This is a genomic window from Stutzerimonas xanthomarina DSM 18231, assembly GCF_900129835.1.
GTDB lineage: Bacteria > Pseudomonadota > Gammaproteobacteria > Pseudomonadales > Pseudomonadaceae > Stutzerimonas > Stutzerimonas xanthomarina.
This window is the reverse complement of the sequence record NZ_FQXA01000007.1, coordinates 132699-148070: the sequence shown is the minus strand read 5'-3', so window position 1 is coordinate 148070 and position 15372 is coordinate 132699. Positions and strand designations below refer to the sequence as shown.

The 15372-nt window shown below is 62.2% G+C and carries 10 protein-coding genes and 1 pseudogene; 4 read left to right on the top strand and 7 right to left on the bottom strand.

All coding sequences use genetic code 11. The annotated features are described in order from the left end of the window. Positions 1–256 precede the first annotated feature (256 nt). The 4 genes from BUE09_RS17590 to glnK form a co-directional block, all read right to left on the bottom strand. The gene (locus tag BUE09_RS17590) at positions 257–682 is read right to left on the bottom strand and encodes a secondary thiamine-phosphate synthase enzyme YjbQ (RefSeq protein ID WP_073302964.1); all 426 of its coding nucleotides are present in this window, start codon (positions 680–682) and stop codon (positions 257–259) included. Between the two features lie 96 nt (positions 683–778). After that, positions 779–2032, bottom strand: coding sequence for an ammonium transporter (locus tag BUE09_RS17585; RefSeq protein WP_073302962.1), 1254 nt, complete (start codon positions 2030–2032; stop codon positions 779–781). Between the two features lie 80 nt (positions 2033–2112). Then, the gene (locus tag BUE09_RS17580) at positions 2113–3429 is read right to left on the bottom strand and encodes an ammonium transporter (protein WP_073302960.1); all 1317 of its coding nucleotides are present in this window, start codon (positions 3427–3429) and stop codon (positions 2113–2115) included. A gap of 124 nt (positions 3430–3553) precedes the next feature. Further along, the gene (gene glnK / locus BUE09_RS17575) at positions 3554–3892 is read right to left on the bottom strand and encodes a P-II family nitrogen regulator (RefSeq protein WP_003096476.1); all 339 of its coding nucleotides are present in this window, start codon (positions 3890–3892) and stop codon (positions 3554–3556) included. 395 nt (positions 3893–4287) lie between these two features. Here glnK and BUE09_RS17570 point away from each other — a divergent pair, with 395 nt between their 5' ends. The 3 genes and pseudogenes from BUE09_RS17570 (at position 4288) to BUE09_RS17560 (ending at position 8279) form a co-directional block, all read left to right on the top strand. After that, entirely contained in the window at positions 4288–4551 is a 264-nt protein-coding gene (locus tag BUE09_RS17570; RefSeq protein ID WP_073303157.1) for an accessory factor UbiK family protein, read from the top strand. Positions 4552–4581: 30 nt separating this feature from the next. Continuing rightward, positions 4582–6084, top strand: a pseudogene (locus BUE09_RS17565) (YifB family Mg chelatase-like AAA ATPase); the annotation flags it as partial. Between the two features lie 224 nt (positions 6085–6308). Further along, positions 6309–8279 (top strand): BCCT family transporter, encoded by a 1971-nt coding sequence (locus BUE09_RS17560; protein WP_073302956.1) that lies wholly within the window; start codon positions 6309–6311, stop codon positions 8277–8279. Between the two features lie 68 nt (positions 8280–8347). Here BUE09_RS17560 and BUE09_RS17555 read toward each other — a convergent pair whose 3' ends face one another. Then, a complete protein-coding gene (locus BUE09_RS17555) occupies positions 8348–9991 on the bottom strand; it encodes a putative bifunctional diguanylate cyclase/phosphodiesterase (protein ID WP_073302954.1) in 1644 nt (547 codons plus the stop codon). Between the two features lie 265 nt (positions 9992–10256). Between BUE09_RS17555 and rep the strand changes: the two genes are divergently transcribed. After that, a complete protein-coding gene (gene rep / locus BUE09_RS17550) occupies positions 10257–12266 on the top strand; it encodes a DNA helicase Rep (protein ID WP_073302952.1) in 2010 nt (669 codons plus the stop codon). A 571-nt stretch (positions 12267–12837) separates the two neighbouring features. Here the strand turns inward: rep and BUE09_RS17545 are convergent. Continuing rightward, a complete protein-coding gene (locus tag BUE09_RS17545) occupies positions 12838–13602 on the bottom strand; it encodes an IclR family transcriptional regulator (RefSeq protein WP_073302950.1) in 765 nt (254 codons plus the stop codon). 266 nt (positions 13603–13868) lie between these two features. Further along, positions 13869–15371, bottom strand: coding sequence for a CoA-acylating methylmalonate-semialdehyde dehydrogenase (locus BUE09_RS17540; protein ID WP_073302948.1), 1503 nt, complete (start codon positions 15369–15371; stop codon positions 13869–13871). Between the last annotated feature and the right edge of the window lies 1 nt (position 15372).

Sequence of the window (15372 nt, the reverse complement as noted above, 5' to 3'; positions counted from 1 at the left end):
CAGGCAAGGCGCGGGACGCAGGTAATGGTCGTTCCCTTACCAAGTCCCGCAGCGCCGCCTGGCGAGATTTGCCGCGCAACCCATAGGGACGGGCCGATTTTTGCGCGAGACGGCGTTTCTCGTCGCTTATTTGGAACGACCAAACTGCGCGACTCGTGCCGTGCCTCGCGCAAAAATCAGCTCCGTCGCGGCCGCGACGAAACGGCAACAGACCCTAACCCAGCGATGTGCTTTGTTCGCCATCGCCAAAAAAAATTCAACTCGCCATTCCATGCAACGTGGCCAGTACTTGCCTGGCGCCACCTTGATCCCGGTGTTCCCCCAGATAGACGCCCTGCCAGGTTCCCAGCGCCAACTGCCCCTCGCTGACGGGCAAACTCACTTGGCAACCCAGCAGGCTCGCCTTGAAATGCGCCGGTAGATCGTCCGGTCCTTCGTAATCGTGTTCGTAGCCAGCTTGGCCCTGCGGTACCAGACGGTTGAAAAACCGTTCGAAATCGCGCCGGACTGCGCCATCGGCATTCTCATTGATCGTCAATGAAGCCGAGGTATGACGCAGCCACAGGTGTAACAGACCGGTCTCGCATTGCTGCAGTTCCGGCAGTTGTGCAAGCAGCTCGTCGGTTATCAGATGGAAGCCTCGCGGCTTCGGGCGCAGCGTGATGAGTGTCTGTCGCCACATTCTCAACGCCCCTTCGGCTCCTGAACGCGCGCATTCTAGCGCGGCGCCAGAAAAAACAAAGGGCGCCCTGAGGCGCCCTTGTCGTTGCGTTTAAAATCAACGCTTGCTGGTGAACTCCGGATAGGCCTCAAGGCCGCACTCAACGACGTCAACACCCTCGTATTCTTCCTCTTCGCTGACCCGCAGCCCCATGACCGCTTTGAGGACGCCCCATACGACCAAGCTGGCAATGAACACCCAGGCGAAGATCGAGACCAGACCCAGCAGCTGCGCACCGAAGGTCGCCTCGGCATTGGTCAGCGGCACCGCGAGCAACCCCCACATGCCGACGACACCGTGCACCGAGATGGCGCCGACCGGGTCATCGAGCTTGAGTTTATCCAGGGCCAGGATGCTGAACACCACCAGTACGCCGCCCACACCGCCGATCAATACGGACTGCAGCGCGCTCGGGGTCAATGGTTCAGCGGTAATGGCAACCAGACCGGCCAGTGCACCGTTGAGGACCATGGTCAGGTCGGACTTGCCGAACAGCAGACGGGCCGTGATCAGCGCCGCAACCAGGCCACCCGCCGCCGCCATATTGGTATTGGTGAACACCTGAGCCACCGCGTTGGCGTCTTCGATGGTGCTCATCTTCAACTGCGAACCGCCGTTGAAGCCGAACCAGCCCATCCACAGGATGAAGGCACCCAGGGTCGCCAGCGGCAGGTTGGCGCCGGGGATCGCATTGATCTGTCCGTTAGGGCCGTATTTGCCTTTGCGCGGCCCCAGCAGCAGCACACCCGCCAGGGCAGCGGATGCACCGGCCATGTGCACCAGACCGGAACCGGCGAAATCGAGGAAGCCAGCGGCGTCAAGGAAGCCGCCGCCCCACTTCCAGAAACCCTGTACCGGGTAGATGACGCCCGTCATCACTACCGCGAAGGCGATGAAGGCCCAGAGTTTCATCCGCTCGGCCACCGCACCCGACACCACCGACATGCAGGTTGCGGCGAAGACCACCTGGAAGAAGAAGTCGGCACGGGTCGAGTAGTACGGCGCGTCCTCGCCACCGGCAGCGACCACGTCCACGGCGTTCTCGTCACCGATCAGGAAGCCCAGGCTCGGCAGGATGCCGCCGTCCGGGCTGGAGTACATGATGTAGTAGCCGATCAGCAGATACATGATCGACGCCACGGCGTAGAGCACGATGTTCTTGGTGAGGATTTCAGCGGTGTTTTTCGCCCGGACCAGGCCGGCTTCGAGCATCGAGAAACCGGCCGCCATCCACATCACCAGCGCACCGCAGATGAGGAAGTAGAAGGTATCGAGTCCGTACTGAACGGGTATTAATGCTGTGCTATCCATTGTTCATCACCTTTTCCGTCGCGCCTCGCAGCGCTGTTCGGGTAAGGCGTCCGGGTTGGCTCCGGACGCACTCCGTGTGCTTACAGGTTGTAGCCGCGCTCGTTGTGCAGGCTGAGATCCAGGCCAATGGTTTCTTCTTCCTCGCTGACACGCAGGCCCATTACCACGTCGATCACCTTGAGGATCACGAAGGTGACAATGGCTGTGTAGACGACGGTAAAGAGCACACCCTTGAACTGAATCCACAGTTGCAGTGCGATGTTCTCCACCTCACCGAAGCCGCCTAGAGCAGGTGCTGCGAACACGCCAGTGAGCAAAGCGCCGACGATGCCCCCGACGCCATGCACACCGAACGCATCCAGGGAATCGTCGTAGCCGAGCTTGCGTTTCAGGCTGGTGGCACAGAAGAAGCAGATGACGCCCGAGGCCAGACCGATAATCAGCGCACCCATCGGGCCTACCGTGCCGGCAGCAGGGGTGATAGCGACCAGGCCGGCTACCACGCCCGAGGCGATGCCCAAGGCGCTGGGTTTGCCGTGAGTCAGCCACTCGGCGAACATCCAGCTCAGCGCGGCCGCCGCGGTGGCGATCTGGGTCACCAGCATCGCCATCCCAGCGGTGCCGTTTGCACCTAGGGAGGAGCCGGCGTTGAAACCAAACCAGCCTATCCAGAGCATCGCTGCGCCGATCAGGGTCAGCCCGAGGTTATGCGGTGCCATCGGCGTGGTCGGGAAGCCCTTGCGCTTACCCAACACGATGCACGCCACCAGGCCAGCGATACCGGCATTGATGTGCACCACGGTGCCGCCGGCAAAATCGAGCACGCCCCAGTCCCACAGCAAGCCGCCATCACCACCCCAGACCATGTGGGCAATCGGTGCATAGACCAGGGTGAACCAGACGCCCATGAATACCAGCATCGCTGAGAACTTCATGCGCTCGGCAAAAGCACCGACGATCAGCGCCGGGGTGATGATGGCGAAGGTCATCTGGAAGGTGATGAACACGCTTTCCGGCACGGTGCCGGTGAGGCTGTCGGGCGTCAGACCGCTGAGGAAAGCACGCCCGAGACCACCGACGAAGGAGTTGAGGTTGGTGACGCCTGCTTCCATGCCCGTCGTGTCGAATGCCAGGCTGTAGCCGTAGACCATCCAGAGGATGCTCATCAGGCTGGTGATGGCAAAGCACTGCATCATGACCGACAGGATGTTCTTGGAACGGACCATGCCGCCGTAGAACAGCGCCAGGCCTGGAATCGTCATGAACAGCACCAGCGCAGTGGCTGTGAGCATCCATGCCGTATCGCCGGAATCAAGCGTTGCCTCCTGCGCCATGGCGATGCCGGGGCTTATCAGAGACAAAAGGGCTCCTAGCCCTGCGAATTTTCGCAGAGTCATGGTTTTACTCCTGGGGCGTGGGGGTTCGTAGGCCTGCTAGGCAGGCAGTCGCAAAAGCTTGAGCGGTGCGTGGCGACGTGTCGGGCGTTACCGCCCGCTCAAACGCGCGCTACGCGCCGGGTCGTCAGATTGCGTCTGTATCGGTTTCGCCGGTGCGGATGCGGATGGCCTGTTCCAGATTGACGACGAAGATCTTGCCGTCACCGATCTTGCCGGTGTTGGCGGCCTTGGTGATGGCTTCGATCACCCGATCGAGCTGATCGTCGGCAATCGCGACATCGATCTTCACCTTCGGCAGGAAATCGACCACGTATTCAGCCCCGCGATACAGCTCGGTATGGCCTTTTTGGCGGCCGAAACCCTTGACCTCAGTGACCGTAATGCCCTGAACGCCGATTTCGGACAGCGACTCGCGTACGTCGTCCAGCTTGAACGGCTTGATGATGGCAGTGACTAATTTCATGAAACTTCTCCCGTTTAGGTGGACTTGCCCCAGAAGTACGAACCCGGCTCAAGTCTAAGCGCAGTGTCTGGCTCTTGTAACGCGCCGGCTTTACCCAGCGACCATCCGACACCATCAACCGATCCGACGAAACGTCCAGAATCGCCTATGCACCGCAACCTCCCAGTGCATGCTTCACGAGCTTCCAAGCAGAATCGATGCCAGCTTTTAGCAATGCCCGGCGTAAGGCGCTCCGCAACAGGCTTGCGCGGCCACATCACAACTCGCCCGTGCGACTAGCGCACCATGCCGGTGCACGACACCGCAACGGCATGCCCGCAAACGTGCACGCGGGTCGACAGGACGGTCGAATACCCCGTGTTACACTGCGCGTCGCTCAGAACCAGGTAATGCTCATGTTCCCACCCAAAGCTTTTCTCGACGCCGTCGGCTCTCAGGCCTCCCGCCTGTTCGGCGGTGAAAACCCCCTGCCCCGTGCGGAAATCGAAGCCCAGTTCAAAGGCATCGTGCAAGGTGCGCTGAGCAAGCTCGATGTGGTCAGCCGCGAAGAATTCGATAGCCAGATGATCGTGCTTGCACGCACCCGGGCGAGGCTTGAAGCCCTCGAAGCCAAGGTCGCCGAGCTGGAAGAGAAAATCGCGCCACCCGCGTCCGAATAGACCGGCTGGCGTTACGATCAAAGGAGTGATCGGATGTCCCTTGCAATTGTCCACAGCCGCGCCCAGGTCGGCGTGGAAGCGCCCACCGTCACGGTGGAAGCGCACCTCGCCAACGGCCTGCCTTCTCTGGCCTTGGTCGGCTTACCGGAAACGGCCGTCAAGGAAAGTAAGGATCGCGTGCGCAGCGCGATCCTGACGTCCGGCTTTGACTTCCCGGCCCGCCGCATCACCCTCAATCTCGCCCCGGCTGATCTGCCGAAAGATGGCGGTCGCTTTGATCTGGCCATCGCTTTGGGCATCTTGGCAGCGAGCGCGCAGATTCCCGCGGATCGCCTCGACACGCTTGAATGCCTGGGCGAACTGGCGCTTTCCGGCACATTGCGGCCGGTCCAGGGCGTGCTGCCTGCTGCGTTGGCGGCCCGGCAGGCCGGGCGCGCCTTGCTGGTGCCACGAGCCAATGCCGAGGAAGCCAGCCTGGCATCGGGATTGGTCGTCTATGCCGCCGATCATCTGTTAGAAGTCGCTGCGCACTTCAACGGCGTGACGCCAATCGAACCTTTTCAGGCCCAAGGCCTGTTGCGCCAGGTGCTGCCCTACCCTGATCTTGCGGATGTGCAGGGCCAGGCTGCAGCCAAACGTGGGCTGCTGGTGGCCGCAGCGGGTGGCCACAATCTGTTGCTGTCCGGCCCGCCAGGCACCGGCAAGACGCTGCTGGCCAGCCGGCTACCCGGCCTGCTTCCCCCTCTCGACGAACAGGAAGCGCTGGAAGTCGCAGCGATTCAGTCTGTCGCCAGCCAGTCACCCTTGGCGCATTGGCCGCAGCGCCCTTTCCGCCAGCCCCATCACAGTGCATCGGGTCCAGCGCTGGTGGGAGGGGGCAGTAGGCCGAGGCCGGGCGAAATCACCCTGGCGCATCAGGGCGTGCTGTTTCTCGATGAGCTGCCGGAATTCGACCGCAAAGTCCTTGAGGTTCTACGCGAGCCTCTGGAGTCAGGCTGCATCGTCATTGCGCGAGCACGTGACAAGGTACGCTTCCCAGCACGCTTCCAATTGGTTGCGGCGATGAACCCCTGCCCCTGCGGCTACCTGGGCGACTCCAGCGGTCGCTGCCGCTGTTCGCCAGACCAGATTCAACGCTACCGCGGCAAGCTCTCCGGTCCGCTGCTGGATCGCATCGACCTGCACCTGACCGTCGCGCGCGAAGCCACTGCGCTGAATGCCCCACTGGCAGGCAACGAAACCACACAGCGGGTCGCCGCCCAGGTAGCCGAAGCGCGGCGCATTCAGATCAAGCGGCAGGGCTGCGCCAATGCGTTCCTAGATCTCGCCGGTCTGCGCAGCCATTGCGCATTGCAGCCCGAGGATCAGCAATGGCTCGAACGCGCCTGCGAACGCCTAGGCCTGTCGCTACGCGCTGCTCACCGGATTCTCAAGGTTGCACGCACGCTGGCGGATCTTCAGCCGGCCAACGCCATTGGACGCGCCCACCTGGCCGAGGCGCTGCAGTACCGACCCGGCCACCAGGCCGGTTGAAAACAGGTTCAGATTTCTGCCTTCTCAAGGGTCATCGGCGTAGCCCGGATAAGCTGCCGATAGGGCACAGAAAAAATATGCTGCAATCTGCTGGTTGGCGCGGTCACACCCAAGCGGGCAAGCCATCGCCGCGGAGCGCGCCGGTCTAAAGCTGACCGATATGTTAGATTACGTCCCCTTCGCCACAGGCGGCCACTCCCCAATCGGTAATCAAGGAGCGCAGCATGGAGGCCAACACGTCTTCCTCTTCCACTCTCAATCCCCCGGTGTTCTACGGCTCTGCCGTACTCATCCTGTTGCTGGTGATCTATAGCGTCGCCGCCCCGGAACACGCTCAAGGCATGTTCAGCGACGTCCAGGCGTGGATCATCGCCAATGTCAGCTGGCTTTACATTCTTGCCGTCGCGGTCATTCTGCTGATGGTCGTATTGCTGGCGCTCAGCCGTTATGGCGAGATCAAGCTGGGCCCCGACCACAGCGAGCCGGACTACAGCTACCTGACCTGGTTCTCGATGCTGTTCTCTGCCGGCATGGGCATCGGTTTGATGTTTTTCGGCGTCGCCGAGCCGGTCATGCACTTTCTCTCGCCCCCGGTTGGTGAAGGCGGCACCGTCGCCGCCGCGCGCGAAGCCATGAAGATCACTTTCTTCCATTGGGGCCTGCATGCCTGGGCCATCTACGCCATCGTGGCGATGATCCTGGCCTATTTCAGCTTTCGCCAGGGACTGCCACTGACGCTGCGCTCGGCCCTGTATCCGCTGATCGGCGAGCGCATCCACGGCCCGATCGGGCATGCGGTGGACATCTTCGCCATCATCGGCACCGTGCTGGGGGTCGCCACCTCGCTGGGGTTGGGCGTCACGCAGATCAATACCGGGCTGAATCACCTCTATGGCGTGCCGATTTCGGTACCGGTGCAGATCGCGCTGATTGCCGGAACTACCGTTCTGGCCACCATCTCGGTGGTCACCGGCCTGGACAAGGGCGTACGGCGTTTGTCCGAGCTGAACCTGACGCTGGCCGTTCTGTTGCTGTTGCTGGTGCTGGTCGCCGGCCCAACCGTGTTCATCCTGCAGACCTTCGTGCAGAACACCGGCAACTATTTCTCGCAGATCGTCACCGCCACCTTCAACCTCTATGCCTACGAGCCGAATGACTGGATCGGCGGCTGGACGCTGTTCTACTGGGGCTGGTGGCTGGCCTGGTCGCCCTTTGTCGGCCTGTTCATTGCGCGCATTTCGCGCGGCCGCACCATTCGTGAGTTCGTCACCGGCGTCCTGCTGGTCCCGACGGCCTTCACCCTGCTGTGGATGACGGTGTTCGGCGACACGGCCATTCACATGATTCTGTGGGAACACGTCACCAGCCTGGGTGAGGCCATCGAGCGCGACAGCTCCCTTGCGCTGTTCGCCTTCCTCGAGCATTTCCCCTTCGCCTCGGTGCTTTCACTGATCGCGATCATCATGGTGGTGGTGTTCTTCGTCACGTCGGCGGACTCCGGTGCGCTGGTGGTGGACATGCTCGCCTCCGGAGGCCATGGCCAGACGCCGGTCTGGCAGCGGGTCTTCTGGGCCAGCGCCATGGGAGTTGTTGCGATAGCGCTACTGCTCGCCGATGGCCTGACAGCATTGCAAACCGCCACCATCGCCAGTGCGCTGCCCTTCACCATCGTGCTGCTCTGCGCCATGTGGGGGCTGCTCAAGGCGCTGCGCGTCGATGCCACCAAACAGGGCTTGCGCTACCAGACGGTCAGCACCATGCCGACCGCTCCGCAGTCAGAGGGAGGCTGGCGTCGCCGAGTGCAGAACATGACCCGTTATCCCCGCCGTCGTGACGTGGAGCGCTTCATCAACGACATCGCGGCGCCTGCCTGCGCTGCCGTGGCCGAAGAGTTGCGCGCGCAGGGTTACGGCGTCGAGCTAACCACCGGCGACGACAACCGTACCGGGCTGCAGATCACCCATGAAGGCGCACCTGATTTCATCTATCAGGTGCGCCCGCGCGGCTATCCGATGCCGAGTTTCGTCGCGACCGAGGAGGGGGACGGCGATGAGCCCACCTACTTCCGCGCCGAGGTGCATCTCAAGGAAGGCGGGCAGAACTACGACATCATGGGCTGGAGCCGTGACGGCGTGATTGGCGACATCCTCGACCAGTACGAAAAGCACATGCACTTCCTGCACATGGTCCGATAGCCGCTTAGACAAAGGCGTGGGCCGACGGGTGATGTTTCGCTGCCAACACGGCGAAACATCAACCGGCCCTAGGCGCTGACGACGCTTTCCGCCTTGTTCTGCTGACTCAGGTATTTCTCCAGCTCTGCCAACGGCAGCGGTTTGCTGATCAGATAGCCCTGCACCTGATTGGCACCGAATCCTTCCAGCAGCTTCAGCTGAGCCGCCTGCTCCACGCCCTCCGCCACCACCTCCAGCCCCAGCTCATGGGCCAGGCTGATCATGGCTTGCACCAATCCGTTGTCCCCTCCGGCCGTCACCCCATCGACAAAGCTCTTGTCGATCTTCAGCAGGCTGATGGGCAGGCGACTCAGATGCACAAACGACGAGAACCCGGTGCCGAAATCATCCAGCGAAAAGCGCACGCCGAGCTTCGCCAGCGCGCTCATGGTGCCGCTCACCTGATCGCTGCGGCGCATCACGGCGGTTTCGGTGAGTTCGAACTCCAGCCAGTGCGGGTCCACCCCGCGCTCTTCGATAAGCCGCTGCAGCGTGGCCAGCAGCTGACTGTCCTGAAACTGTCGAAACGACAAGTTGACCGCCATGTGCAGCTCGCCAGCCCCCTTCTCGCGCAAGCTCTGCATGTCACGCAGCGCGCGTGAAATCACCCAATAACCCAGCGGCACGATCAGCCCGCTCTCCTCTGCCATGGGGATGAACTCGTTCGGCGCCAGCAGGCCGCGAGAGGCGTGCCGCCAGCGCACCAGGGCTTCCAGCCCAACGATGCGGCCGGTCTCCATGCACAGCCGCGGCTGGTAATGCAGCTCCAGATCATCGCGTCGCAGCGCGCGGCGCAGCTCGCCTTCCAAATCCGCCAGGCTGCTGGCGCTGCGGTTGACCCGCTCGTTATAGAGGTACCAGGTACAGCCTTGCCGCGCCTTGGCCTGCCGCATCGCGACCTGCGCCAGCCACAACAGCTGGTCGGGATCGGTATCCGCCTTGGCATGAGCGAGCCCCAGGCTACAGCCCAGCATCAGGCTCTCACCGTCAAGCCAGTACGGCTCGGCCAGTGCCTCAACCACCCGATCGGCAACCTTTTCGGCGCGACCAGCGCGCTGCGCGGTATCGATCAGCAAGGCGAACTCATCGCCCCCCAGTCGGGCGACTCGATCACCCACTTCAAGCTGCGCCTTCAACCGCGCCACCACTTGCAGGATCAACCGGTCCCCGGCCTGGTGACCAAGCGTGTCGTTGACGCGGCGAAAGTTGTCCAGATCCAGAAGTCCCAGCGCCAGACCTTCGCCGTCATGCTCCGCCAGCTCTGCCTCAAGCAGCGTCTGGAACCCTTGTCGATTGGCAATGCCGGTCAGAGGGTCTTGCTGCGCCAACCGCTGCAGCGTGGCATGCAAGGCGCACCGTTCCCGTGCGTAGCGCAGGCATCGGCGCAACACCTCGGGGCTGAAATGCGCGCCGTTCAGCCAATCGACCACGCCTTCAGGCGCCTCGTCGGGTTCGGTGTCGAGCAGGAGAATCGTCGGCCAAGGGAAACGACCGGACGCAGGACGATGGCGAGGTGTAGCGAGCAGCAAGGTGTGGCCCGCTTCGGCCAGGTAGGCGGTAGCGGTCGGCCAGTCCTTCGCGAACAGCAGCACGTGCTGGCTGCGTAGCGAGGCCAGCGCGGCCTGCAGGCGTTCTCGCCACTCGGGCTCATCGGCCAGAAGGACCAAACGCATGGGTTGTATGGAAGATGTCACGGTGTTTCCCCGGTTCGTACGGAGCAGAAGGCGGTATTGCCACCTCGACGGTTACACCTCCTTGTGTGAAGCGGGGCGGCAAGCTGAGCAGCCTAAAGCGGGCGCCGCGGCGCATAGCCTAGAGCATTGCGACCGATAACCCAGCCCTGCGGGCGACGACCGGTAGTTGCAGCCGGTCAACAACCTCAAGTGCCGGGGCCAGCCCTGCTAAACTCTCGCCCCCATTTCGACAGACCACACGACGATGTCCCGACTCAATCCCCGGCAGCAGGAAGCCGTGAACTACGTCGGCGGCCCCATGCTGGTGCTCGCCGGCGCCGGTTCCGGTAAGACCAGCGTGATCACCCGCAAGATCGCCTACCTCATCCAGCAGTGCGGCATCCGCGCCCAGTACATCGTCGCCGTGACCTTCACCAACAAGGCCGCCCGCGAGATGAAGGAGCGCGTCAGCAGCCTGCTGCGCGGCGGTGAAGGCCGCGGCCTGACCGTCTCGACCTTCCACAACCTCGGCCTGAACATCATCCGCAAGGAATACGCCAAGCTCGGTTACAAGCCCGGCTTTTCAATCTTCGATGAGAGCGACATCAAGGCGCTGCTGACCGACATCATGCAGAAGGAATACGCCGGTGATGACGGTGTCGACGAGATCAAGAACTACATCGGCAATTGGAAGAACGATCTGGTCACGCCCGAGGAGGCGCTGGAAAACGCGCGCAACCCGAAGGAGCAGACCGCCGCCATCGTCTACACCCACTACCAGCGCACGCTTAAAGCCTACAACGCGGTGGACTTCGACGACCTCATCATGCAGCCGGTCAAGCTGTTCCAGAACCACCCCGAGGTGCTGGAGAAGTGGCGCAACAAAGTCCGCTACATGCTGGTGGACGAGTATCAGGACACCAACGCCAGCCAGTACCTGCTGGTGAAATTGCTGGTGCAGGAGCGCGCGCACTTCACCGTGGTCGGTGACGACGACCAGTCGATCTACGCCTGGCGCGGCGCGCGGCCGGAAAACCTGATGCAGCTGAAGGACGATTTTCCTTCGCTGAAAGTGGTGATGCTCGAGCAGAACTATCGCTCTACTAGTCGCATCCTCAAATGCGCCAACGTGCTGATCGCCAACAATCCGCACGCCTTCGAGAAGCAATTGTGGTCCGAAATGGGGCATGGCGACGCGATACGGGTCATTCGCTGCCGCAACGAGGAAGCCGAGGCCGAGCGCGTGGCCATGGAAATCCTCACGCTGCATCTGAAGACGCAGCGGCCCTACAGCGATTTCGCCATCCTTTACCGCGGCAACTACCAGGCCAAGCTGATCGAGCTGAAGCTGCAGCATCATCAGATCCCTTATCGCCTCTCCGGTGGCACCAGCTTCTTCGCCCGCCAGGAAGTAAAAGACCTGATGAGCTACTTCCGCTTGCTGGTCAACCCGGACGATGACAACGCCTTCCTGCGCGTGATCAACGTGCCGCGTCGGGAAATCGGCTCGACGACCCTGGAAAAACTCGGCAACTACGCCACCGCGCGCAAGATTTCCATGTACACGGCCTGCGACGAAATCGGCCTGGGCGAACAGCTGGACAGCCGCTTCACCGATCGCCTGTCGCGCTTCAAACGCTACATGGACAACCTGCGCCAGCAATGCGCGCAGAACGATCCGATCGCCGCCCTGCGCAGCATGGTCATGGATATCGACTACGAGACTTGGGTGCGCCAGCAGACCTCCAGCGACAAGGCGGCGGACTTCCGCATGGGTAACGTCTGGTTTCTCATCGACGCGCTGAAGAACACCCTGGAGAAAGACGAAGAAGGCGAGATGACCATCGAGGAAGCCATCGCCAAACTGGTGCTGCGCGACATGCTCGAACGTCAGCAGGAAGAGGAAGAAGGCGCAGACGGCGTGCAGATGATGACCCTGCATGCGTCCAAAGGGCTGGAATTTCCTTACGTCTTCATCCTCGGCATGGAGGAGGAAATTCTCCCGCACCGCTCCAGCATCGAGGCCGACACCATCGAAGAGGAGCGCCGTCTGGCCTATGTGGGCATCACCCGGGCACGGCAGAACCTGGCGATGACCTTTGCCGCCAAACGCAAGCAGTACGGCGAGATCATCGAATGCATGCCCAGCCGCTTCCTCGACGAACTACCGCAGGAAGACCTGGAGTGGGAAGGCCAGGAAGATGCGCCGGTAGAAGTCAAAGCCGCGCGCGGCAACGATGCGCTGGCCGCGATGCGGGCCATGTTGAAGAAGTAGCGGCGCGTCCGCGGTTAAGGCAGACGTAGGGTGGATCACGCTTTATCGATCCACCGCGTGGCGCTACACCTTGCGGCGTAAATCGATTCTTGGATGGCGATTCACCGAGCGAAATCACGGTGGATGAAAAGAGCGTCATCACCCTACCTACTAGAGTGGGAAGGCCAGGGAAGACGCAAAACTGCCCGCGGTAACGATGCATTGGCCGCCATGTGGGCAATATTGAAGAAGCAGCGGCGCGTCCGCGGCTAAAGTATACGTAGGGTGATCACGCCTCACCGACCCACCGGGTGGCGACTCATCGTGCGGCGCTACCCCGAGCGGCGATACTCCGGGTGGCGCGCCATCGTTTCGTTTGGTGGCTATTCCATCGAGTTGAATCACGGTGGATGAAAAGAGCGTCATCCACCCTTCCTGCTGACGACACCCGCAACATCGAACGGCGCTGCTGCGCTTCATGTAGGAGCGAGCTTGCTCGCGATCATGGCGTTCGCGGAGAAGCGGATCGCCAGCAAGCTGGCTCCTACAGAACAGGTCGGGCGTCGTGTCGTTTGGCATACCGCGCGGGCTATCAGCCGCTCACGATCGCCTCCAACTCTTTCGCCGCCGCACGCAGGCGCGGCACGAAGCTGAGGAGTTGCGCCATGGTGCAACGGATCACCGGCGCATGAGTGAACAAGCAGGCGCTCAGCTCGCCACGGCCGTCGCGCACCGGCACGGCGCAGGCCACCATGCCGTCGATGAACTCCTCTGAATCGGTGGCCAGGTCTTCTTCACGGATGCGGGCCAGATCATCACGCAGGGCACTGAGATCGGTAACGGTGTTGCGCGCCATCTGCCGGACCGGCAGGCGCGGCAGGATACGCTCAAGCTGATCATCTGGAAGCGACGCAAGATAGAGCTTGCCGCTGGCCGTGCACCAGAGCGGCGTATGGCTACCGATCGGTAGATTGATCTGCAAGGGCCAATTGGTCTGCACGCGATCGAAATAGAGCATGTCCAGGCCATCTGGCACTGACAGGCCGCAGGTTTCGCCGATCTCGTCTGACAGCTGACGGAGGATCGCCTGACGCAGCGCCTTGTGCCGACCGCTGCCAAGGATATTCACCGCCGTCGCGTGCAGCCGATCGCCCGGCAGCAGGCCGCCCTTCAGGCCGAACTGTAGAAACCCTTCCTTCTCCAGCGTTTGCACCAGGCGGTGGGCGCTGGGCTTGGGAATGTCCAGCTTGTCCGCTAATGCACTGGGCGTTAGCGGCTCCGTGGCGCCCGCTACGGCTTCGATGATTTCCAACACGCGGGTAATGGAGGAGCCTTTTCCACGGGGGGTACTGCGCATCGCCTGCCCTGTTGTTAAAAACTTGAGCGCCATAGCGCGGAATGAGTGTATCGACGGATGTGGCTGAACACACTGGTGGGCTGAAGCCCACCCTACGCGCGTCTATTCACGATCCGCATAGAGAAATCCGCACCGAGCGCGGGTTACCTCTGCTCGCACCAATGACGATCTTCATCGCGTCAAGAGCCGCATTTCCGGCGCCCGTGCATACTCGTTCTGTAGGGTGGGCTTCAGCCCACCAAGACGAGCACAGCCCCCTGCGAATGCTACTTCATGGTCGGCATCGAGAAATCCGCCCCGGCACGGATGCCGGTCGGCCAGCGCCGGGTCACGGTCTTCATCCGCGTGAAGAAACGCACGCCGTCCGGGCCATGCATGTTCAGCGGGCCGAAGATCGAGCGCTTCCAGCCGCCGAAGCAGTGGAACGCCATCGGCACCGGGATCGGCACGTTGACGCCAACCATGCCGACCTTGACCTCTTCCTCGTACTGCCGCGCGGTGTCGCCGTCACGGGTGAAGATCGACGTGCCGTTGCCGAACTCGTGGTCGTTGACCAGCTTCAACGCGTCGTCGAAGGATTGGACGCGTACGACTGCCAAGACCGGACCAAAGATTTCCTCTTTGTAGATGCGCATCTCGGGCGTCACCCGATCGAACAGCGTCGGGCCGACGTAGAAGCCATTTTCGTAGCCATCAACTTTTAATCCACGACCATCGCAGACCAGGAACGCGCCCTCTTTCACGCCCAGGTCGATGTAGCTGACGACTTTCTGCTGATGCTCGCGAGTCACCAGCGGACCCATATGCGGTTCGGGTTCGACACCCGTGCCAGGGCCGGTGCGCATCTTCCCGATCTCGCCCTTGAGCATCTCGACCAGGTTGTCGGCCACCTCATCACCCACGCACACGGCCACCGAGATCGCCATGCAGCGCTCGCCGGCCGAACCATAAGCCGCGCCCATCAACGACCCAACCACTTGCTGCGGATCGGCGTCAGGCATGATCACCATATGGTTCTTGGCGCCGCCCAAGGCCTGGCAGCGCTTACCGTGAGCCGACGCGGTGCTGTAGATGTACTCGGCGATAGGCGTTGAGCCGACGAAGCTCACCGACTGCACGCGCTCGTCGGTGAGCAGCACGTCCACCGCTTCCTTGTCGCCGTTGACGATGTTCAACACGCCTGCCGGCAGCCCGGCTTCGGCCAGCAATTCACCGAGCAGCATGGTCGCGCTCGGGTCCTTCTCCGAGGGCTTGAGAACGAAGGTATTCCCGCAGGCGATAGCGACCGGCAGCATCCACAGCGGCACCATGGCCGGGAAGTTGAACGGCGTGATACCGACGCAGACGCCCAGCGGCTGCATCAGCGAGTTTGAATCGATATCGCGACCGACGTTAGGCGAGAACTCGCCCTTGAGCAGGTGCGGGATGCCGCAGGCAAACTCCACGACTTCAAGCCCGCGGGTCACTTCGCCCTGGGCATCGGAGAAAACCTTGCCGTGCTCCAGCGAGATCAGCCGGGCGACGTCGTCGCGACGCGCTTCGAGCAAGGCCTTGAAGCGGAACATAACGCGCGCCCGAACCAGCGGCGGCGTCTTGGACCAGCCTTCGAACGCGGCCTGGGCGGCTGCAATGGCCTCACGGGTTTCGTCCGCCGAAGACAGCGAAACGTAGAGTCGCGGCTCGCCAGTTGCCGGGTTATAGACGGTGGAGTGGCGTTCGGAGCGGCCAGCGACGGCCTCGTTGTTGATCAGGTTGCCGAGGGTCTGCATG